The sequence below is a fragment of the Myxococcus sp. CA051A genome, assembly GCF_013336705.1.
Taxonomy (GTDB): Bacteria; Myxococcota; Myxococcia; order Myxococcales; family Myxococcaceae; genus Myxococcus; species Myxococcus llanfairpwllgwyngyllgogerychwyrndrobwllllantysiliogogogochensis.
Genome location: NZ_JABUMS010000002.1, coordinates 654,661 through 676,117, shown reverse-complemented (window position 1 = coordinate 676,117; position 21,457 = coordinate 654,661). Strand labels below are relative to the sequence as shown.

At 69.7% G+C, this 21,457-nt stretch carries 18 protein-coding genes; 8 read left to right on the top strand and 10 right to left on the bottom strand.

All coding sequences use genetic code 11. The annotated features are described in order from the left end of the window. Nucleotides 1-26: 26 nt before the first annotated feature. Nucleotides 27-992: an MBL fold metallo-hydrolase gene (locus tag HUA74_RS08200; RefSeq protein WP_174454066.1), complete on the bottom strand. Its 966-nt coding sequence runs from the start codon at nucleotides 990-992 to the stop codon at nucleotides 27-29. A gap of 401 nt (nucleotides 993-1,393) precedes the next feature. Between HUA74_RS08200 and HUA74_RS08195 the strand changes: the two genes are divergently transcribed. The 6 genes from HUA74_RS08195 (at nucleotide 1,394) to HUA74_RS08170 (ending at nucleotide 9,432) form a co-directional block, all read left to right on the top strand. Then, the gene (locus HUA74_RS08195; protein ID WP_174454065.1) at nucleotides 1,394-3,052 is read left to right on the top strand and encodes a hypothetical protein; all 1,659 of its coding nucleotides are present in this window, start codon (nucleotides 1,394-1,396) and stop codon (nucleotides 3,050-3,052) included. A 53-nt stretch (nucleotides 3,053-3,105) separates the two neighbouring features. Then, entirely contained in the window at nucleotides 3,106-4,596 is a 1,491-nt protein-coding gene (gene glpK, locus HUA74_RS08190; RefSeq protein WP_174454064.1) for a glycerol kinase GlpK, read from the top strand. Continuing rightward, entirely contained in the window at nucleotides 4,593-5,978 is a 1,386-nt protein-coding gene (locus HUA74_RS08185; protein WP_174454063.1) for a hypothetical protein, read from the top strand. Before glpK ends, HUA74_RS08185 begins: the two co-directional genes overlap by 4 nt. 56 nt (nucleotides 5,979-6,034) lie before the next feature. Beyond that, complete coding sequence (locus tag HUA74_RS08180) at nucleotides 6,035-6,346, top strand: 4a-hydroxytetrahydrobiopterin dehydratase (RefSeq protein ID WP_141641325.1); 312 nt, start codon at nucleotides 6,035-6,037, stop codon at nucleotides 6,344-6,346. Nucleotides 6,347-6,390: 44 nt separating this feature from the next. Beyond that, entirely contained in the window at nucleotides 6,391-7,659 is a 1,269-nt protein-coding gene (locus HUA74_RS08175) for a hypothetical protein (protein WP_174454367.1), read from the top strand. Between the two features lie 222 nt (nucleotides 7,660-7,881). Then, complete coding sequence (locus HUA74_RS08170; protein ID WP_254624969.1) at nucleotides 7,882-9,432, top strand: hypothetical protein; 1,551 nt, start codon at nucleotides 7,882-7,884, stop codon at nucleotides 9,430-9,432. Between the two features lie 120 nt (nucleotides 9,433-9,552). Here HUA74_RS08170 and HUA74_RS08165 read toward each other — a convergent pair whose 3' ends face one another. Both HUA74_RS08165 and HUA74_RS08160 read right to left on the bottom strand, forming a co-directional pair. Then, a complete protein-coding gene (locus HUA74_RS08165) occupies nucleotides 9,553-9,972 on the bottom strand; it encodes a cell envelope biogenesis protein TolA (RefSeq protein WP_141641327.1) in 420 nt (139 codons plus the stop codon). Between the two features lie 128 nt (nucleotides 9,973-10,100). Beyond that, a complete protein-coding gene (locus tag HUA74_RS08160; RefSeq protein WP_174454061.1) occupies nucleotides 10,101-11,255 on the bottom strand; it encodes a hypothetical protein in 1,155 nt (384 codons plus the stop codon). Between the two features lie 185 nt (nucleotides 11,256-11,440). Here HUA74_RS08160 and HUA74_RS08155 point away from each other — a divergent pair, with 185 nt between their 5' ends. Next, nucleotides 11,441-11,851, top strand: coding sequence for a hypothetical protein (locus tag HUA74_RS08155; protein WP_174454060.1), 411 nt, complete (start codon nucleotides 11,441-11,443; stop codon nucleotides 11,849-11,851). A gap of 34 nt (nucleotides 11,852-11,885) precedes the next feature. Here the strand turns inward: HUA74_RS08155 and HUA74_RS08150 are convergent, their stop codons facing one another. The 4 genes from HUA74_RS08150 to dapE all read right to left on the bottom strand — a co-directional run bounded on the left by HUA74_RS08150 (nucleotide 11,886) and on the right by dapE (nucleotide 15,991). Further along, complete coding sequence (locus HUA74_RS08150) at nucleotides 11,886-12,656, bottom strand: LytTR family DNA-binding domain-containing protein (protein WP_141641330.1); 771 nt, start codon at nucleotides 12,654-12,656, stop codon at nucleotides 11,886-11,888. Beyond that, the gene (locus HUA74_RS08145) at nucleotides 12,653-13,804 is read right to left on the bottom strand and encodes a sensor histidine kinase (protein WP_371817211.1); all 1,152 of its coding nucleotides are present in this window, start codon (nucleotides 13,802-13,804) and stop codon (nucleotides 12,653-12,655) included. The genes HUA74_RS08150 and HUA74_RS08145 overlap by 4 nt, the downstream gene beginning before the upstream one ends. 81 nt (nucleotides 13,805-13,885) lie before the next feature. Then, complete coding sequence (locus HUA74_RS08140; protein ID WP_174454059.1) at nucleotides 13,886-14,638, bottom strand: hypothetical protein; 753 nt, start codon at nucleotides 14,636-14,638, stop codon at nucleotides 13,886-13,888. Nucleotides 14,639-14,908: 270 nt separating this feature from the next. Continuing rightward, on the bottom strand, nucleotides 14,909-15,991 hold the full coding sequence (gene dapE / locus HUA74_RS08135) for a succinyl-diaminopimelate desuccinylase (protein ID WP_141641333.1): 1,083 nt from the start codon (nucleotides 15,989-15,991) through the stop codon (nucleotides 14,909-14,911). 243 nt (nucleotides 15,992-16,234) lie between these two features. On the opposite strand from dapE, the gene HUA74_RS08130 reads away from it, so the two are divergent. Further along, nucleotides 16,235-17,965: an ankyrin repeat domain-containing protein gene (locus HUA74_RS08130; RefSeq protein WP_174454058.1), complete on the top strand. Its 1,731-nt coding sequence runs from the start codon at nucleotides 16,235-16,237 to the stop codon at nucleotides 17,963-17,965. Between the two features lie 66 nt (nucleotides 17,966-18,031). On the opposite strand, the gene HUA74_RS08125 is transcribed toward HUA74_RS08130, so the two are convergent. The 3 genes from HUA74_RS08125 to HUA74_RS08115 form a co-directional block, all read right to left on the bottom strand. After that, nucleotides 18,032-19,789, bottom strand: coding sequence for a hypothetical protein (locus HUA74_RS08125; protein ID WP_174454057.1), 1,758 nt, complete (start codon nucleotides 19,787-19,789; stop codon nucleotides 18,032-18,034). Nucleotides 19,790-19,897: 108 nt separating this feature from the next. Next, nucleotides 19,898-20,533 carry a cupin domain-containing protein gene (locus HUA74_RS08120; protein WP_174454366.1) on the bottom strand — a complete coding sequence of 212 codons (636 nt, stop codon included), beginning with the start codon at nucleotides 20,531-20,533 and terminating at the stop codon, nucleotides 19,898-19,900. Nucleotides 20,534-20,595: 62 nt separating this feature from the next. Then, the gene (locus tag HUA74_RS08115) at nucleotides 20,596-21,420 is read right to left on the bottom strand and encodes a 2,3,4,5-tetrahydropyridine-2,6-dicarboxylate N-succinyltransferase (protein ID WP_174454056.1); all 825 of its coding nucleotides are present in this window, start codon (nucleotides 21,418-21,420) and stop codon (nucleotides 20,596-20,598) included. Nucleotides 21,421-21,457: the final 37 nt, after the last annotated feature.

The window sequence follows — 21,457 nt, the reverse complement described above, 5'->3', positions numbered from 1 at the left end:
CTGTGAAGCCTTGGCCCGAATGAAACTCACCCGCCGCAAGCGACGCGGTGGACCAGTCCGTACACGCCGTAGCGCACCATGTACGGCAGCGCGTACTCCGGGAAGGCCGCCGCCGCGCGCTTCTCCAGCTCCGCGTGGTGGGGCGCCGCCGCGTCACCGCACAGCTCCGCCTTGCGCCCGCCCAGCTCCGCCGCGTACGTCGTCACCACCGTCACCATTCCATCCAGGTAGCGCTGCTGCGCGGCAATCGCCTCCGCCACGGGCGCTGACGTCCCGCGTCCTCCGTACACCGTGGCGCGCGGCCAAGCGGACAGCTCCTGCAGCGCCGCCTTCCACGCCTCCACGTCCGGCACCACCTTGCCGTCACGCACCCCACCCTCCAGCCACGCATGCGCGCCGTGGTGCACCAGGTCTCCGACGATGAGCGCCTCACGTCCCGGCACGTACGCCACCGTCTGCGTCACCGTGACACCCGCGTGCTTCAGCTCCGTCAGCTCCACCTTCGCGCCGCCCTCCAGTGGCAGCGAGTAGGTCCCCTGGAACGTGACATCCACCGTGGCCTGCGCCGGATAGGTCTCCTCGGTGAAGGCCTTCGCCACGTTCACCCAGAAGTACTTCTTGTACGCGTGCACGGCGGGAATCGCGGCGGCGGTGGCCTCGCTCGCCACCACCTTCGCGCCCGCGCGCTGGAACACCGCCGCGCCGTTGAACTTGTCGGGGTTCGGATGCGTGATGACCACGTAGCGGATGGGGTGGTCGGTCCGTGAGCGGATGTGCTCCAGCACCCGGTTCGCCTCCGCCTCGGTGAACTGCGCGTCGAAGACCACCACCTCCGCACCCGTGTCATAGAAGAACGAGTGCGTGTCGAAGCCGTTCGCGTCACTCGTGTAGCGCGCCACCTCGGAGTCGCCCAGGTTCGCCTTCGTCCCCGCGCACCCCAGCACCAGCAGCGCTCCCAGCGTCAGCACCGTCGAGTTCATCGTGAAGCCCATGGTCATCGTCCTCGCGTTGGAATGCCGGGACCTCCAGGGGCCCCAGCGAGCGAGGCGAAACATGCGCGCATGACGTCTGGCGCGCTTTCGCGCATCGGCCATCCATTTGTTCGAATCCGCCAGAGGTTCCGGCACGTCGACCATGAAGACAGGCGCATCCGCCCTGTCGACGGGCTCCGTTCGCGTCGCGCTGCTCACCACGTGACGCCGTTCCCGACCTCCAGTGCCAGGCCGCGCATTTCCTCCCGTGGGCAGCGCGACGCTTCCTCACGCACCTCGCGTCACCCAGTCAATCCCGCGCTGCACCCCATCCCGGCCTCCACGCGGCTGGCACCTGACTTGCCTGTGAGCCACCGGCGCTCGGGGGACGTTCGCCCAAGGACGTCGGAGGCGGGACAAGCATGTGCGGGCATGGACGAAGCGGATGGTGGCTGGGATTGCTGGGCGCGCTCTTGCTCGCCGGCTGCAAGGAAGGCGCGGAGACGCGGACTCCTCCCATCGAGGACCAGGACGGACAACCCGACGCGGGCGCACCTCCCGTCGACGATGACGCCGGAGTGCCCGATGCCGGCGAGCCTCCCGACGCGGGCCTCCCGGACGACGCGGGCACACCCGACGCGGGCCCACCGGATGCCGGAGCGCCCGACGCGGGCCCGGCCAGCGGCCCTCCCATCCCTCCGGATGCGAGCGGCTGGCGTTTCCTAGGCTCCGCGCAGGGCGGACCGCGCGAGGTGCTGGGCGTCACCCAGGACGAGGGCGGAAACATCTGGGTCGCGGGCGGCGAGGACGGCCTGTGTCTGGTGCGCCCCGGTGCGAACACCTTCCAGTGCTTCACGATGGCGGACGGCCTTCATCCCTGGGCCGCGTGGAAGGGCAAGGACCCGCTGCCGGAGAACCGCTACCTCAAGGTGACCGCGGTGACAGGCGGCCCCTCGGGCGTCGTCTTCGTCGGCTACCAGGGCCGCCCCAACTGCGAGAACGAGTTCTACAAGCCCCCTGGCCAGCCCGAGGACCCCGCCATCTACAAGAGCGGCGACGCGGACCGCGTGGAGCTGAAGGCCGATGGCACCTTGTCCGTCGCCCACTATGACATCCACTCGCCGGCGCACTCGGTGCCCGGCTACGGCCACCGCGAGAAGCTCTGCACGGTGAACCGCATCGTCTGGGACAAGGCGACCCAGGGCCTGTGGTTCGCCGCCAACCATGGCCTCGCGTGGGGCGAGGCGAACTACCAGGGCGGCGAGGCCTGTGCCAGCGCCCAGGTCCGCGCCGTCAACGAGTGGGCCTATGTCACTCATGACGCCCAGGGCAACGAGGTGGACCGCGAGCTGCGCCAGCGTTGCAAGTTCGGCGTCATGGAGCACGTCCACCCCGCCATCCAGATGCACGGCACGGACGAGACGGACGAGGACAGCCGGCTCGCGGGAGATGTCTGGGGCGTGGCGGTGCGTCCGGACGGCGACGTGTGGATGGGCACGGCCATCCGCAGCTCGCGCTTCCGCATCATGACCAACGGCGTGGGCCACGTGGGCACCGGCGCGCCCTGGAACTTCGAGGCGGCGCGCAAGCAGTCCGAGGAGAAGAAACACAAGGCCAACCGCATCGACATCTGGCCCGACGCCGTCGCCGAACCCATTCCACCCACGCCCGCACAGCGCAAGGACGACGTGGTGAGCGACCTCGCGCTGATGCCGGATGGCACCGTCTGGGTGTCCAGCTTCGCGTGGGGCATGGCGAAGCTGAGCGACGCGGGGCTGGTGGTGGACCAGGCGCTGACGGGTGACGCGGAGCGCTTCGTGTCCTCACTGGAGCGGGATTCGCGCGACGGCAGCCTGTGGATTGGACACCGCTGGGGCAGGGGCCTGATGCGCCTGCACACCGAGGGCACCTTCATCACCCATAACAAGGTCCTGGGGGGCCTGGCCGGCCAGCCCGTCTGGGATATCCAGGTGGCGGGCACGGGCGACGCGCGCGTGGTGCTGGTGGCCTTCGGGGCGACACGTGATGGTGCGAACAACATCACCCGTCCGGGCTCCATCGGCATCTACACCGGCCGTTGACGTGGAGTAGGGTCCCTCCCAACGCGCCGTCCATCGTTGGGAGGACCCACCCCATGCCGAAGGCGAAGTACGTCCTGGCCCTTGACCAGGGCACCACTGGCACCCACGTCCCAATCCTCGACTCGAAGCTCAAGGTGGTGGGCCGCTCCTACAAGGAGTTCACCCAACACTTCCCCAAGCCGTCCTGGGTGGAGCATGACTTGGATGAAATCTGGGCCACCAGCGAGTGGTGCATCGGCCGCGCGCTGAAGGACGCGGGGCTGGTGGGCCGGGACATCTCCGCGGTGGGCATCACCAACCAGCGCGAGACGACGGGCCTGTGGGCTCGCGACTCCGGCAAGCCCCTGCACCGCGCCATCGTCTGGCAGGACCGGCGCACCTCGGAGCTGTGTCGCCAGCTCAAGGAGCGCGGCGTGGAGCCGCGCGTGCGAGAGACGACGGGCCTCGTCGTGGACCCGTACTTCTCCGGCACCAAGCTCCACTGGCTCTTCGAGCACGTCAAAGGCGCACGCGCCAAGGCGGAGCGCGGGGACGTGTGCTTCGGCACCATCGACACATGGCTCGTCTACAAGCTCACCGGCGGCACCACCCACGTCACCGACGTGTCCAATGCCAGCCGGACGCTGTTGATGGACCTGAAGACCTTGCAGTGGAGCGACGAGATGCGCGCGCTCCTGAAGATACCGGCCGCGTGCCTGCCCCAGATTCGCGGCTCAGCGGAGGTCTACGGCACCACGCGCGGCATGCGCAGCCTGCCGGACGGCGTCCCCGTCGCGGGCATGGCGGGAGACCAGCAGGCCGCCCTCTTCGGTCAGGCGTGCTTCGAGCCCGGCGAGTCCAAGTGCACGTACGGCACCGGCGCGTTCCTCTTGATGAACACGGGCACGGAGCCGGTGCGCTCGTCGGCGGGCCTGCTCACCACGGTAGCGTGGCGGCTGGGCGGCACGGGCTCCACCACGTACGCGCTGGAGGGCAGCAGCTTCATCGCGGGCGCCGCGGTGCAGTGGATGCGCGACGGCCTCAAGATCATCAAGCGCGCGCCGGATATCGAAGCGCTCGCCGCCAGCGTGAAGGACACCGGCGACGTCGTCTTCGTCCCCGCGCTGGCGGGCCTGGGCGCACCCCACTGGCGCCCCGAGGCGCGCGGCCTGTTCGCCGGAATGGACCGCTCCACCACGGTGGCCCACATGGCTCGCGCGGTGCTGGAAGGCATCGCCCTGCAGATTCACGACCTCGCGGAGGCCATGCGTCGCGACAGCGGCCGGAACATCCCCGTCTTCAAGGCGGACGGCGGCGCGGCGGCCAACAACCTGCTCATGCAGTACCAGGCGGACCTGCTCGGCGTGCCGGTGGTGCGCCCAAAGAACCTCGAGACCACCAGCCTGGGCGCGGCGTTCCTCGGCGGCCTGGGCGCGGGCGTCTGGGACAGTCCGGAAGCCATCCGCCGCGCGTGGAAGGCGGACAAGGTCTTCAAGCCGAAGATGAAGGCCGACCTGCGCGAGCGTCACCTGGGCAAGTGGAAGCGCGCGGTGGAGCGCGCATGAGCCGGGGGGCGCGCACAGGCCCGCTGCTCGCCGCCATGCTCGCCCTGGTTGTCGGTACGGGCTGCCCGGGCGATGTGCCGCCGGAGTCGTGTATCAGCGGCGACCCCATCGGCCCGATTCCGCCGTTGGTGCTCGTGCCGGTGGGCCAGGAAGCGAGCCTGCGCGTCACCGCCAACCCGAACATGAACTGCGCCCTCGACGAGGGCAGCTTCCCCGAGTCCGTCACCGCCGAGGTCCAGGACCCCGACAACCTCCCCGTGCAGGCCACGGTGGAGCTGACCTCCGGTTGGGGGGCCACGCTCCGCTTCACGCCGACGATGACGGGCCGCTACCACGTCATCGTCGCCTTCGCGCCGGTGGGCAGCCTGAGCCAGTTCGACGTGTACGTGGCGGAGGACGAGCGCCAGCGCCCCTCCGTGGCGCGGCTCTCCGGCGTGCCCCAGTGCCAGCACCTGGACCGCACGAGCAGCGGCACCTGGGTGTGTGACGGCCGGGCCCATCGGGGGTCGGGGTTCCCGGAGCAGACGGTGGGAAGGGACCACCGCCCTTCGACGGCCGTGGTGGGGAACGTGGTGTGGACGATGGTCGAGGGTCAGGTGCGCCGCTTCGTCGACACAGGCGAGGGGCCCCTGGTGCGCGCCGGCAGCGCGCTCTACCCCACCAGCATGGCGACGGACGTCTCCCCCCACACCCGCCTCGCCACGGAGAACGAGTACCTGGTGCTGGATGCCACCACCCTGTACCGCTACACCTTCACCGAGGAGCTGGGGCTCAGCGTCGCCCGGACGTCCAAGTGGACCGAGCAGCCCGGGCTGGCCTTCGGCTCGGACTCCACGCAGGTCATCGCCATGCGCGTGGGTCCGACGCTGTGGCTGGTGAGCCGCTTCCAGGAGCCGGTGACCTTCCTCGCGCGCACGCGGGCCTGCCCCTTCCAGCTCGACGCGCAGGACCACTATGTCCCCGTGTCGGGCCAGCCCTGCCAGGTCCTCGCCGGTGAGCCACTGGGCCATGGCGACGGCGTGCTGTGGACGCGAGAAGTGACCTCCACCCCGCGAGGGTTCACCAGCGTCCTGCATCGCCACCTGGTGACAGCGGAGCGCGGCCTCGTGGAGGAAGGCGTGCTGGCCCTGGGTGACGGGCTCTCCGTCTCCGTGCCGGAGCTGCGCGCGGGCCCCGCCCTGCCCGTCATCACCTCCTTCGGAAGCACCGGACCGGCCGCCACCCCGCGCTGGGACGCGGAGCGCAACGCGCTGTTGCTCGTGTTGTTGCCCGGCCCGGGAACGAACACCGGCATTACACGCGTCTCGGACCATTTCACCTGGACGGTGAACCTGGACGGGCTCACCGACCTGCGCATCCACCCGTGGACGTCCAGCCCCTGACGTCGCCATTCGGATGGCTTCCCTCGGGCGCGAGAGCGGATATGAAGGAGGTCATCATGGCCCACGACCGCACCCTGCTCGCTCCCGAGGCGCTCCAGTCCTTCCTCACCCAGCATCCCGACTGGAAGCATGAGGGCGGGATGATTCGCCGCACGTACGAGGCACCCTCCTTCCTCGCGGGCATCGCCTTCGTGGAGAAGGTGGCCCAGGCGGCGGAGAAGGCGGACCACCACCCGGACATCGACATCCGGTGGCGCAAGGTGACGCTGGCGCTCGTCACGCACGACGCCGGGGGCCTCACGTTCCGCGACACCGCGCTGGCCGCGGACGCCGACCGGCTCTTCGCCGAGGTGGTGCGGGCTCGGTGAGGCACTTCGCGGTGAGTGCCTCCAACAACGTGATGGACTCCAGGATGGGCAGCTCGACGCGGTGGAACGGATGGCTTCGCGCGCTCGGCGGATGCGCGGTGCTGGGCCTCGCGCCCGCGGCCTGGGCGCAAGACGAGGAGCCCACCCAGCCGCGTCCGGAGCGGCTGTATTTCAATCCCGGCGCGCTCCTGGGCTCGGCGCGCGTGGTCGCGCTGGGCGGCGCCTACGTGGGCATCGCCGAGGGCGCGGCGGGGTTCCCCAGCAACCTGGCGGCGCTGGCCCACCGGGGCCCCGCGCTGGAGAAGGACTGGGACTTGGGCGTCACGCTGTCCTGGCTGGACCTGCCGTTCACCAGCGGACGCGCGCGCGACGTGGACAACGACGGGCGTCCGGACGAGTCGCAGGACCGGCGACAACTGCTGGGCGGACTGCTGTTGCAGTACAAGCGCTTCGGCATCGGCTTCGCGCTGCGCAACAGCGCCGTCTCCTACTGCGCGACGGAGGCCTGCGCCGGGGACAGCGAGCGCATCCGCGTGTCGCTGACGCAGTCGGTGCTGGCCGGAGCGGTGTCTTTCGGACAGGACGACTTCATCCTCGCGCTGGGCATCTACGCGGCGCAGGCGTCCTTCCGGCTGCAATCCGGCGGGACGGAGCTGCGCTACGGCGACACGGGCGTGGCGGTGGACATGTTGTACCGCCCGCATGGCCGTCCCTGGCGCATGGGTGTAACGGTGCGGCCGGAGGTCGTCGCGGACTGGAGGCGAGAGGAAGGCCAGGCGCCGGTGCTGGCGGACCGGACGCTGTTCGGCGCGGTGGTGTCCCCGGCGGTGCTGTCGGTGGGCGCGAGCTGGCGACTGGGCGAGGGCGCGGAGCGTTACAACCGCCTGTCTCCCGCCGCCCGACGTCAGCTCGTCATCGAAGGGGACGCGCTGCCAGTGCCGGAAGAGGAACCCAAGGATGCTCCGGCGGGACGGTGGCTCATCAGCGCGCAGGTGGACCTCCTGTCCGGCGTGGACAACGCGGTGCCGCTGCGCAGCTTCGCGTCGACGGCGGAGGAGGAGCGCGTGGGCCACGGCTCCGAGTTCGCCCCCCGACTGGGCGTGGAGCACGACACGGTGCCGGGGATGATTCGGCTGCGAGCGGGCGTGTACGCGGAGCCCTCGCCCTTCGACGGTCGGCCGCCCCGCCCCCACCTCACCGGCGGCTTCGAGGTCTTCATCCTGCGCTATTGGGAGGACTGGTCCATCAGCACCTCGTTCGACCTGGCGAGCCGCTACACCAACGTCGGCCTGTCCGTGGGCTTCTGGCGCTGAAGCCCAAGGAGCGAGGTGCGCGTTGCCCGGGCTGGGAAGCGCGCCTCCCTCACAGGAGAGGTCCGGTGCGCAGGCGAGGCACACGGACGCCTCGCGGGTGATGCGTCGCGCGCTTCGGAGCGGGCGGGCGGGCAAACGTCGCACACGGTATTGCTGGCACCTACCAGCATGGAGAACCTCCGAGGGGCGGGAGGGGGCTTCATGCACCAGGGGCGGCGATGGTTGCGGACTGTCGCGTTCGCGACAGCGGTGGGCTGGGCGGGGCTGCTGACAGGTTGTGACGACGCGGAGGCCGACACGCCTCCGGATTGTCCGAACGAGTCGCGAAGCGACTGTCCCGCGCAGGAGACGCCTTCGGAGGAAGATGACGCGGGGACGCCGCCTCCCGGGGAGACTCCGGACGCGGGCGCTCCGGATGCGGGCGGCCCACCGCCGATAGAGCCACCGCCTCCGCCACCCCCGGCGACACCGGGAAGCACGCTGTGGCTGGCGCGCGAGGGCACCGCGCAGGATGACCTGGCGCTCGGCGCGGCGGTGGATGCGAATGGCGACATCCTCACCGTGGCCTTGTACGAGCTGGATGACCTCCAGGAGCGTCAGCCCACGGACAACACGGTGCGGCTGACGCTCGCGCGGCGCATCCCGACGGGAGAGATGCGGTGGACGCGCAGCTTCGCGGTGCGCGTGGCGGAGACGCCCGAGTCGCTGCGCGCGGACGTGAATGCACGCGTCGCCCCCGCGCCCGACGGGGGGCTCTTCGTGGCGGTGGATGCCCGGGGGCTCGTGGACTTCGAGCCGCTGGAGCTGGGCAACGGCGCCTTCCTCGTCCGCCTGGACGCGGCGGGCAATGTCCTCTGGTCCGCCACCGTTCCAGGCAGGGATGCCACCGTGGCGGACCTGGTGCTGGATGCCCAGGGACGGCCGATGGTGGCGTTCAACACCTCCGGCCCGACGGACTTCGGCGGGGGCGTGGTGGGCTCCGGCGCGGTGGTGGTGACGTACTCGCTGGACGGCAAGCCCGAGCAGGCGCTGTCCATCGGCCGGGCGGAGGGCTCGGACTCGCGGGTGACGGTGACCACCCTGGCGCGCGGCGCGAATGACAGGCTCGTGGTGGGTGGGCGCTACCTGGGCGCGGCCCGCTTCGGCACCCAGCGCACGGAGTCGTCGAAGGACGGCAGCCCGTTCGTCGCCGTGTACCAGGCGACCGGAGTCCTGGTGTGGGCAAGGCCGCTCGCCCAGGCCAGCGGCACCATGAGCGACGTGGGCGTGGACAGTCAGGGCACGGTGATGGCGCTGGGCTCCTTCCTGGGCACGGTGTCCTGGGGCACGACGAAGCTCCACGGACATGTGTACCGGGCCAGCCCGTTCCTCGTGTCGGCGGATGCCACGGGCAAGGAGCGCTGGAGCCGCAACCTGGGGGATGGACTCCAGGCGGGAGCGCTGGGCGTGGAGCCCACGGGCGGAGTCGTCGTCGCCGGGTTCACCTACTCGCTCATCGTGGATGGCGCGTCAGGGCCGGACGGGCTCGGCTCGGCGCAGCCCCTGGCGCTGCGCTACGGACCGGATGGCGCGTCGCTCGGGTTGCGCCTGTACCTGTCCGACCCGCCCCGCCCCCGAGGCGAGCTGTATGGGCTGGAGGACATCCGCTTCGTGCAAGTGCTCCCGGACGGCGATGCCCTGCTGTTCGGCCACACGGACCGCGAATCCGACTTCGGCACGGGCCGTCGGTCGCCCGCGCGGAGTGATTTGTTCCTGCTTCGCATGAAGCGCTGAGCGCAGGGAGGAGGCCCGTGGGGACCTTCTTGAAGGGTCCTCGGCCTCACCTGAAGCGCTGAGCGCGGCAGCGGGGACCCGTCTCTTGCGAGGGGTCCCCGCTTGCTTTCGCGTCGCGAACTAGCGGCGCGTCGTCCGGCGGGTGGTCTTCCGGGCGCCCTTGCGCGCGGTGGTACGGGTGGTGGTGCGACGGGCCGGGCTCTTGCGCGCGGTGCGTCCCGCGGCCGCCGTCCGGCGCGTGGTGGCCTTGCGGGCAGCGCCCTTGCGCGTGCCCCGGACGGCCGTCTTCCGCTTGGCCGTCTTGCGCGTCGTCGACTTGCGCGTCGTCGACTTGCGCGCGGCGGTCCTGCCCCGCTTCGCGGAGGCACGGCGCGAGGTGGTCTTCTTCGCACGAGCACCGGTGCGGCCAGCGGCCTTCTTCGTGGCCCGACGCCGCCGCGCGGGCGACTTGCGCGTCACGGACGACGAGTCTGAGGTCCCACCCAGGTCCGCGGGCGCCAAGGCATCGGTGATTTGCGAATTGACGGTCTCGTGAGTCATTCCATCTCCTCCAGAAAGGGGAACCGCGTGAATTACGAACCACAGCGTACGCCGATGCGCACGCGATGAGAGCCATCCCCTCGGGAAGATGAACGACAGCGGACGAATGGCGCGTCAGCCTTCACGCATCACGGTGCGCGAGCCAGCTCGCGTTCGACCTTCTCCACCTGCGCGAGCGACGCCTTCAGTCCATGGTCCGTCGCCACCGCGCGCGCCCGTCCCAGTCGCTCCTCCACTCGCGCTCGCTCGCCACGCAGCGCGTGGGCCCGCGTCAAATCCAGCAGCAGGTCCACCGTCGAAAGCCAGTCCTCGTGGGACTCCGCGTTGGAGAGGGACTGCTCCAGGAAGGGAAGCGCGGAGGTGGCGTCCTCGCGGCGCAGGTGGATGCGGCCCAGGACGGCCCGGGCCTCGCGCTCTCCCGACGGGTCCTTCAGCTCGAGCGCCAGCGCCAGCGCCTTTCTCGCGGGCTCCAGCGCGGAGGTGCCCTTGGGCTCGATTCGGGAGCGGACCTGGGCCACCGTCACGAGCGCGAACAGCTCTCCGGTGCGAAAGCCCACCTGCTCCCTCAGGCGCAGCGACTCCTCGAACTGCTCCAGGGCCAGCTGAAGCTCCCCCCGGTCCTCGGCCAGCCCCGCGAGGTGCCGCAGGTTGTAGGACTCCATCAACGCGTCTCGCGAGGCGCGGGAGAGCGCCAGGGAGTGCTCGAAGGTCGACCTGGCGCCCGTGAAGTCCTCCTGGAACTGCTGGGTGAGGCCCAGGTGGAAGAGCGCCACGATGTGTCCGCGCGTGTCCCCGGAGGACTCGGCCAGGTCCCGTGACTGCTCGAAGAGGGCGACGATGGGCGCCCACTCGCCCTTCCCCGCCAGCAGCTTGTCGAAGTAGTGGAACATGCCCTCGGCATCGAGCGCGGCGACCCGCGCGCGCGCATCCCCCGAGTCCTCCGCGAGCCTCCGCGCTCGACGCAGCAAGTCGAGGACCTGGGCCGCATCCATCCCAGGCTCATGACGGAGCTGGCGGGACAGGACGCGTCCCAACTCCACCTGGAGGCGGGCCTCACCGCCCGGGTCCTTCAGGAGTCGAGCCCGCTCACTGGCGAACCGGCCCAGCGCCGCGGCCTCCTGGAAGCGGCTCTCCAGGTCATATGCCTGCATGACGGTGACGGCCGCCTCCGTGAACCGTCGCCCCTCTTCCAGGGTGACGGGGTCTCCGCTCCCACGCGCCGACTTCCCGGCGGCGCAGGCGGTAACGAGCGCAGCCAATCCCACACACACGACAGGCCTCATGACGTCCTCCATGGGGAGGCGACCGGCCTCCCAGCGCGAGGAAGACTAAGAACGGAGCTGTCCGGTGGGGCACGGATGGGATGAGACGCGGAATCGAGGGACGAGCCGAAGCCGGACGAGGACGAGTCACGACGCCTCACGGGCGATGGCGCAGGCGCGTGCGTGCGTCTAGCCTCCCGAGCGCCATGACTCCCGAGGAGAAGCAGAGACTCATCGAGCGCGCTCGCGCCATCCTCCTGGAGCAGGTGCCCCACTGGGAACCGGCGACTCCCGAGGAGAGCAACCCATCCAGTGGCTACGAGCAGCTCGCGGCCGCGGTCAGGGGTGCCCTCGCGGGAGAGCGCGGCGGGGTCCCCACGCTGCATCGCGTCTTCGACGAGAGGTTCTTCGCCGCGACGAACTCACATCATGAGTATGCGCTGGCCGCCCTGAGCCTCGCCCTGCTCGGAGACCGCGCGTCCATCCAGCGCATTCGAGCGGTGTCCGCCATCAACCTGAACCGTGAAGCGAAACCGCTCGCCCTGGCGATTCTCGACGCCACGGAAGAGCCGCTCCCGGCTCACGGGGAGTCGAGCAGCTCGCCCGAAGAAGCCTGAAGGCGAAGCAGCTTGGAGTGCGGGGAGGCACACGTCACAGGGGATGGCCGAGCACCTGCTCCAGCCGGGCCCGGTACGTGCGACTCAACGTCAGCTCCTGCCCGTCGCGCAGCACCAGCCGGTGGTCGCCCGACAGCGTGGGCGACAGCGAGACGATGCGCTCCACGTTCACGAGCGCCGAGCGGTGGACCCGAGCGAACCGACGCGGCGGCAACCGCGCCTCCAGCTCCGCCATCGTCTCGCGCAAGAGGTGCGCCTCCGCGCCGACATGCAACGTGACGTAGTTGCCTGCGGACTCCACCCAGTCCAGGTCCTCCACTGGGACGAGCAGCGTCCGGCTCCCCGTCTTCACCACCAGTCGCTCGGTGGGCACGGCCACGGGCTCCGGGCGCAGCTCCTGGAACAAGCGCTGGAGCTGCTGACGCAAGTCCCCAGGAGGCGCGGCCAGTCGCTCGCGCACCCGGACCAGCGTGCGCCGGAAGCGCTCCACCGTGAACGGCTTGAGCAGGTAGTCCACCGCGGCGGCATCGAAGGCCCGCAGCGCGTGCTGAGGCCAGGCCGTCACGAAGACGATGACGGGCGGAGGCGTCAGCGCCGCTTCGGCCAGCACACCGAATCCGTCGCGCTCCGGCATCTCCACGTCCAGGAAGACGAGCGCGGGCCGCTCGCGGGCCATGACCTCCAGGGCCTCGTGCCCGTCGCAACACTCGGACACCGGATGAAGGTCCGGCTCCGAAGCCAGGAGCGTGCGCAAGCGCTCCCGGGCCAGGGGTTCGTCGTCGACGATGAGCGTGCGGACCGTCATGCCCGGGCGCTCCGGAAGGGCAGCGAGAGCGAGACGACGAAGCCTCGGGGCGCGTTGGCCTCGCACGTCAGCGACTGAGAGACACCGTAGAGCCGCTCCAACCGGGCGCGGGTCGAACCCAGTCCGATTCCCTCGCTCAGCCCGGAGAGCCCCTCCGCGGGCGGCCCGACGCCGTCGTCTCGAACCTCCAGTGACAGTCGGTCCCCGGCCCGCTGGACGCGGACCCAGACCCGGCCGGGCCCCCGACGGGGAGCGATGCCATGACGGATGGCGTTCTCCACCAGGGGCTGGAGCACCAGGGGCGGAACCAGGGCGTCGTGCACATCGGGCGCCACCTCCACATCCACCTGGAGCCGGTCGGAGAAGCGGGTGCGTTCGATGTCCAGATAGGGCGCGAGCAGGTCCAGCTCCTCGGAGAGCGGCACCTCGTGGCGACCGTCGCGCTCCAGGCTGGCGCGCAGCAGCTCACTGAGCTGGCCCACCATGCGGTCCGCCGCGTCCACGTCGCGGTGCATGAGGGTGGAGATGGCGTGCAGGGTGTTGAACAGGAAGTGGGGCCTCAACTGGCTGCGCAAGAGGTGGAGCTGCGCCTGCGCGAGCTGAGCCTGGAGCCCCGAGGCGCGAACGGCCTCCTCACGCACCTGTCGCGCGTAGCGCAGGGTCGCATCGAGCCCCACTACGGAGAGGTAGATAAGCAGGTCGAAGTCCGTGGTCTTCGACAGGAGCCAGGTGAAGTAGGTCCACGCGGCGGCCCCACCGCCTCCGGCGGGCTGGAGCAGGAGCTGACGCAGCCCCGCCAGGAGCGCCAGGTGCGCCGTGGCGAAGAAGACCGCGGGGGGCAGGTGCAACGCGAGCTGGACAGGCCAGGGGCGCCCCGTGCCTCGCACCCGGCGGGCCACGGCGAGGATGAACGGCGTCAACGCCGCCCAGCCCCCCCAGACGATGGCCCCCGTGAGCAGCGTCTCGCCGAAGACGGGGGGCGCGCCAATGGACGCCTTGTAGACGGAGAGCTGCGCACCGTAGATGAGCGCGAGCACCGTGTACCCGGCCAACACCAACGCGGGCCCGAGCCAACGCGAACGGAACGTGCGGGCCTCCTCGGCGGAGGACACGGGGTGCGGCCCGGTGATGTCTTTCAGTCCGACCACGAGGGCCTGACTCTAGCAGGCCCCCAGGAAGGGACGCGCGGCGGCGCGAACGGCCCCCGAGTGACACGTCCGCGCGCGGGCCTACGGCACCACGTAGACGCAGACAGCCAGCGCCCCACAGGCAAACTCGGCCTCCAGCTTGTTGCAGCCCGGCTTGAAGTCCGAGCGGTAGAGGGTGTGGTTCTGGGTCCGACGGTAAGGCCCTTCCACCCCTACGCCGCTGTAGTTGATGGACACGGTGAGCGTGCCGTTGTTTCCCGACCCGGACGGGATGAGCGTGGTGACGCTGCACGTCTCCGTCGCGTGGATGGGAATGGCTTCGCCGCCAATCGTCACGCTGTTGATTTTGAGTTCTCCGCTGTTGTTGAAGCGCAGATGGGCGGTGGCCGAGTTGTCGACGAGCTGCCCGTTCTCCAGCGTCAAATCACACGCCCCGGCCGTCCAGCTCCCCTTCTGATACTGGCCCAGGAACGTGTTGCTGCCGTTCTGCGGCCGGAAGCGCATCGTCTGGTCCTCGAATACGACCTCGTAGTCGGGCAGGTTGTGCTCGGAGTCCCAGCGAATCATCCGAGGGCTGATGAGCCGCCCCTTGTAGAGCCCCGCCGAGGGCGAGCCGGGCAGCTCACACATGTACACCCGGTCCGAGGACTGCCCCGCGATGCCGCCGTAGGCCACATCCGTGTGATAGCCAAACTCGCTACCAAAGCGATTCCAGACACCCGTCACGGCCGAGTCGCCGCCCCCCGGGGTGTCATCCTCCGCGCTGGAATCGCACGCGAGAAGGGGAGCCAACAACAGACAGCCAAGAGTGAAACGCGCGAGGAAGAGGTTCACCGTGCATCCTTGATGAGCCAGCGATAACGAGGCTCGTCTCGCTGGATTTTTCACAGGGAACCTAGACAGTCACGGTGTCTCCCGTAAAGCCGTCCTCGCTCGGAAAACACCCTGCGCCAAGGAACCGAGACCACTGCTTCATGATGGATGCGACGTGATGAACCTTCAGACACCGGGAGGGTTCAAAACGACATCATCGACCCTCGGGAAGAGCCCTCAAGAGGGCGCGGTGGACTCGAGTCCTCCCGCGCCCCTCGCGGAGTCCGTCCCTCAGCCCTTGAGGAACGCGGCCAGCTTCTCGTACGCCACGGCCAGGGGAGCGATGGGCGCGCTCTCGTTGGCCTGATGCGCCTGCGCCGTCTCACCGGGGCCGTAGTTGATGGCGTCCACGCCCCACTCGCCGAAGCGGGCCACGTCCGTCCACGCCTGCTTGGACGCGGCGGGCAGCCCGGTGATGGCGAGCAGCTTCTGGAACAAGGGGTTGCCAGCGACGACGGGCCCGCTGGGCGAGGCGTCGGTGATGTCCACCTCCGCGCGGCCCGCGACGAGCGCATGCACGTCCGCCTTCGCCTGCTCGATGCTCTTGCCCGGCGCGAAGCGGTAGTTGAGGTTCAGCTCGAACGCCTCCGGGATGACGTTCCGCGCGCGGCCGCCCTTGGCGAGCGTGGCGTTGATGACCTCGTAGAAGCGGAAGCCATCCACATCCACCTCCACGCGCTGACGGGCCAGCAGCTCCGTGAGGAACGGCCCCGCCTTGTGGATGGCGTTCTCCCCCTGCCACGGCCGCGCCGAGTGCGCGCTGCGTCCGGTGAAGCGCACCGTCACCTGCATGGAGCCGACGCAGCCCACCTGCACCTCGCTGTCGGTGGGCTCCATGGCGATGCCGAACTTCACGCCCGCCAGGTCCGGACGCTTCGCGAAGAGGGGGATGAGGCCACTCTCCGCGTAGGCGCCCTCCTCGCGCTCATAGAAGAGGAACGCGAGATTCACGGGCAACGTGTCGCGGCGCAGGTCCTCCGCCAGCGCCATCATCACCGCGAGCCCGCCCTTCATGTCCGAAGCGCCCAGGCCGAAGATGCGCTCACCCTCGATGCGAGGCTCCCGCCCCACGTCACTGGGGTGCGCGGGCACGGTGTCCAGGTGGCCGATGAGCGCCACCGTGGGCCGTGGGTCGTCCAGGCGACCCAGCAGCAACGTGTGCCCTACCCGGAAGACCTCCCTCGCGGGGAAGTGCTGGAGCGCCCAGCGCTCGACGAAGTCGGCGATGGGGCCTTCGTGGGTGATGGGGCTGGAGATGCGGCACAGCTCGAGCGTCGTGCGGGCGAGCCTCGTAGCGAGGTCTTGAGAGGACATGCGCCTCCCACCATAGCGCCACCCCCACCTCGCCCGCTGATCTCCCTCCACCCCGACGACAATCGGGGCCGCCAGGCAGGCGAGTCAGGCCCTGAAATTATCGATTACTGGAAAACCCGCTGACAGACGGCCCCAGGCATGCCGCGAGTGAAGAGGATGCCCGACGAACCCCTTCCGGGATTACGAGTGACAGTGCTCGGGCGTTCACTGACACTCGCGCCGCTTTCCACCTCCGAGGATGAAATGTCGGCCAAGTCGAACAGTGACGCGACCCAGGCGCTGCTCTCGCTCTGCGAGGCCAAGTCCCGCTGGAAGAACGAGCTGACCCCGGAGGCCGTGAAGAAGGCCGTGGCCGAAGGCGCTGACGTGAATGCCGGCAACAAGTACAGCCAGACGGCCCTGCATCTCGCCGTGCAGTCGCCCTACACGAAGGGCGAGCCGCTCCCCAGCGTCGACGTGGTGCGCGCGCTCATCGAGGCGGGCGCGGACGTGAACGCGCGCGACGCCCATCAGCAGACGCCGTTGATACACGCCGTCAGCTACGAGCCGGACAAGGCCAGCGAGGACCGGGCGCTGGAGATCATCCGGGTGCTGCGCGCCGCGGGCGGCAAGGTGCCCTCGGAGGTGACGGACAGGAGCGGCGGCGCGTTCAGACTGTCGACCGAGGCGCTCTATCGAGAAGTCCTCGACGCGGGCGCGACCGTCAACGTGCGGGACGATTCGGGACAGACGCCGCTTCACCGCGCGATGGGCGTGGGCAAGCCGGAGCTCGTGAAGCTGCTGCTCGAGCGTGGCGCCGACGTGAATGCCATCGACGGGTTGGGGCGCACGCCGCTGGGCGTGGGGCTGCGCACCAAGGAGGAGGTGTGGGTGGCCCACAACAAGCGCACGCCGGGCTTCGTCGCGGCCATCAACGCGCTGGAGGCCGCCGGAGGCAAGGCGAGCGTTCCCATCCAGCACGACCCCACGGACCCGTTCGCGCCCTTCCCCATCGACGAGGCCGCGCTGACGAAGGCCCTGGAGGGCAAGAAACTCTCCTTCAAGCACGCGGTGAGTTCGGCGCAGGAGCTGGCCACGGGGCTGCACAGCTTCGGGGACCCAAGCGATGCGTTGGACAAGCTGGAGGCCGTGAGTGATGTGCTCGGCGTGGAGGAGCGGACGGTCCGGCTGAAGGGCCCGCTGACGCTGAAGCGCGCCTTCTTCCACCACGGCGACCTGGAGGTGGACGGCGACCTGGATATCCAGAAGCCGTTCGCGGTGACGGGGGATGTCATCGTGCACGGCGTGGTGCGGGATGCCGGGAATGACTCGCTCGTGAACATCCTGGGCGACCTGAAGTGCCACGCGCTCTACACGGATGGAGAGTTCAGCGTCGGGGGCGACATCGAGGCGCGGGACGTGGTGCTCGGCTACTACAACGACCACATCCTGAGCGCGGACACCATCCGGGCCAAGGTCGTCATCGAGGATGAACACGCCGTCGATGCCACCGTCGAGGCCGAACACCACTTCGACATCGACACCTACGCCCAGGGCTATGGTGATGGCGTGGCCGACGACCTCCGCGCCATCTTCGTCGACCAGGTGTTCGAGGGCGAGACGGACAAGCCCGAGGAAGAGGAGTCGGAGGACGAGGAGGAACTGGACGAGGAGGACTCCGAAGTCGAGGACATCGACGACGGGGACTCCGATGATGTCGACGACGAGGACTCCGACGACGACGACGACGAAGCGGACGACGACGGGGACTCCGACGACGACGAAGCGGACGACGACGAGGACTCGGACGACGACGAAGAGACTTCGGACGACGAGGACTTGGACGACGACGAAGAGGCTTCGGACGACGAGGACTCCGACGACGACGAAGCGGACGACGACGACGACGAGGAAGAGAAGCCTCGGCTCGACAAAGGGGCGCTCTTCGACCGAATCAGCAAGGGGCTGCCCGTCTTCCGCAAGGCGAAGAAGTAGGAGTTCCGCACAGCAGGCGCGGGAGCTTTCCTCCCGCGTCCGCCGCGGCTCCAGGGCACTCCTGGGTCAGAACGTCCGGATGAAGTCGAGCTCCACGCCGGGGTTCTTCGCGCCCCCCGCGTCGGCGGGAGTCACCGCCTGGGCCTTCGCCGGAAGCGCCGGGCTGCCTGACGCCTGCCAGGCGGACACGTGGCGGAACGAGTTGGCGTCGAAGCCCGCGAGCATCAACACGTTGGGCACCCGCGAGGGCAGCGGCGCGTTCTCGTAGGCCCCCAGGTTCCACATCACCACGTCCACCGGACCCAGCACGTGGTGCCACGCCTGGAGCACGGCCTGGAGCGGCGGCACGCTCGCGTCGAACTCGATGCCCCTCTTTCGCAGCGACTCCACCAGACTTGGCTCCACTGTCTGGACCTCCGGCGGATGGAACTGCATGTCGGAGAAGAAGTAGAGCGTGCGGGGCCTCGGCCGCGAGGGATTCTTCAACAGGAGGGCGATGAGGTTCATCACCGAGTTCACCACCTGCGTGCTGCCCCACCCCTGCCCGCCGCGCAGTCTGCTGGACAGCTCGAGCACACCCTGCCGTGGTGCGAGGTCCTCCACGAAGATGTCGTCGGAGAACGTCGCCGCGTACCCCAGCTCGCGCGCCATCACCGCGGCCAGCACCACCGCCACGTCCCCCACGTGCGCGGAGCTCTTCGCCCCGCCCAGCTTCGTGGCGAACATGGAGCCGGAGATATCCGCGAGGCCCAGGCTCTTGCCCTTCGGCAACAAGCCCTCGCACACCTTCTCCAGGATGACCTCGAAGACAGGCGCGATGGCCGGCTCCGGGTCCGCGTGGAAGCAGTCCTCCCCCTGGGAGTCCTGCCGCGACTTGCCCCACATCGCCGCCCACCACCCCATGTACACCTGATGCGGCCACATCCCCGCGAAGCGACGCTTGCGCGCCTCCGCCAGCAGCACGGCCAGCGGGATGCCCGCTTGATACATCGCGCGGATGTAGCCCTTGAAGGCCATGTCCGGCAGCAGCCCAGGCACGTCCAGCACGCGGCGCCACGTCTCCTGCGTCGACCCCATGAACGACAGCGCCTGCTCCGTGGAGAGCCGCCCCTTCACGAAGTTCTCCAGGCTCGCCTCGCCGCCGAAGAACGCGCGGCGCGCCTCCAGCAGCTCCAGCCCCTGCGCCAGGGCCGTGCGCTCGCGCGTGGGCGCGTGCAGATATTGGTAGAGCTTCAGCGTGCGCTCATCCAGGTGCGCCTTCGCCACGCCCATCGCATCCACCAGCCGCAGGCTCGCGCGCTGACCGTTCTTCCGGCGCCGCGAGAGCGGGAACCGCCGCCCCGCGTACTTGAGCAATTGATACAGGTCCATGCCCGCGAGCGCCCGAGCCATGCCCTTGCGCGCCGCCTCGGGCACTTCGCCAAGCCCCAGGTGGTCGAAGTGCGTGAGGAACAACGCCACGTCGTCCGCGCGGTGTCGCAGACAACGGAACGTGTACTCCTCCGTGAAAGGGCCCTCAGGGTCCGCCGCCGCGAGGATGGCCGGCGCGACACTCCCCTGGATGCGATTGCCCTTCCCCTTCACCGGGTCGCGCATGTACGCGGCGAACTTCCAGCCGAAGCCCCGCTCGTGACGCTCCGCCGCGAGCAGCGCCGCCGCGTAGCTCCGAATCTCCTCCACCTGGGTCCGGTAGAAGGTCTCCTCGAGCAGCGCCGAGCCCTTCGTGAAGGTCAGGTGCGTCAGCGGGTCCGTCTGGGACAGGTCGAAGGCCGCGGCACCCTCGTGCGTCAGCGCTCCCACCACCTCACGCAGCACCCGAGGCATGTCCCCTCCCGACCTGAGAAGAAAAGTCGGCGCCCCGCCCCTGATGGCAAGCCATCAGGAGCTCATGGACGAAGTAGGGGCGCCAGATGTCTTGAAGGCTATGACAACTCAGCCCGGCGTGGCGAGTTCTTCCTCGAAGCTGATCTCACCCTCCAGCAGCGTCGCGCACAGACACGCGGGCCCCCGCAGCGCGCTGAAGCCGTGGGCGCTGCCGTCCGTCTTCTCCTGCTCCTCGCCCGGCCACACCTCGTGCCCGCCGTCCTCGCGCAGCCCGCCCTCGAGCACCAGGTTCAGCTCGCGGCCGTGGTGGGTGTGCAGCGGGTAGTGAATCCCCGGGTTCAGCCGCAGCATCGCGCCCATCATCCCCTCGCGCGCGGGCCCCGCCTCCACCGGCATCAGCTCCGAGCCCTCCACCGGCCCCGGCATCCACCGCGACGGGTCCGCCAGGGACTCCAGCAGCTCCAGCGCCCGCTCCCTCGACAGGTCGAAGAACGCGGCCACCCGGTCCGCGAAGCGCTCGAAGCGGCGCGGCCCCTCCATGCGCTCCATCAGGGCCTGGAGCACGGCGGCGGGCGGCTCGACGGGAGGCACCGCCATCGACAGTCCCTGGCGAGCCATGGACAGGCGGTCGGCCTCGACCCGGCAACGAGAACACGTCGACAGGTGCCGCTCCGCGGCCTCCCAGGCGGGGGAGTCCAGGGTGCCGAGGGCCCACTCAGCCAGGATGTCGTCGAGGTGCTCCATCGTCACATTCCGTCCCGTCACACTCCCTCTACGGAAGTATCAACCGCTCTGGATTTCTGGGGTCAGACCGGCACGGCGAAGTCGCGCAGGGCCGAGTTGAGGCTCGTCTTCTTGTCCGTCGACTGTGTCCGCTGGCCGATGATGAGCGCACAGGGAACCATGAATTTTCCGGCGGGGAACTGCTTCTCTCGCATCCCCGGAATCACCACGCTGCGCGCGGGGACGCGGCCCTTGTAGACGCGCTCCTCGGGTCCAGTGACGTCGATGATTTGCGTGGACGCGGTGAGCACGACATTGGCGCCCAGCACCGCCTCCTCCTCCACCACCACGCCCTCCACGACGATGCAGCGGCTGCCCAGGAAGGCCCGGTCCTCGATGATGACGGGCGACGCGGTGGGCGGCTCCAATACGCCCCCCAGGCCCACGCCACCGGACAGGTGCACGTCGCTGCCCACCTGCGCGCAGCTGCCCACCGTGGCCCAGGTGTCCACCATGGTGCCCGCGCCCACGCGCGCGCCGATGTTGACGTAGCCGGGCATCACCACCGCGCCCCGCTCCACGAAGGCGCCGTAGCGCACCGTGCCCGGAGGCACCACGCGCACCCCCGCCTTGTCCAACCCCTTCTTCAGAGGGACCTTGTCGTGGAACTCGAAGGGCCCCACCTCCATCACCTTCATCTCCGACACCGCGAAGAACAGGAGGATGGCCTCCTTCACCCAGGCGTGGACCTTCCAGCCCTCCGCCCCCTTCTCCGCCACGCGCAGCTCGCCTGCGTCCAGCCGCGCCACCGTCTCGCGCACGGCGGACACGACGTCCGGGTCCTTCAATTTCGTCCGGTCCGCGAACGCGGCGGAGACCTTCTGGGCAAGCTCGTCGATGGGCGGCATGGCGCCTCCTTGAATCACAATTTGGAGCGCCGCGCCG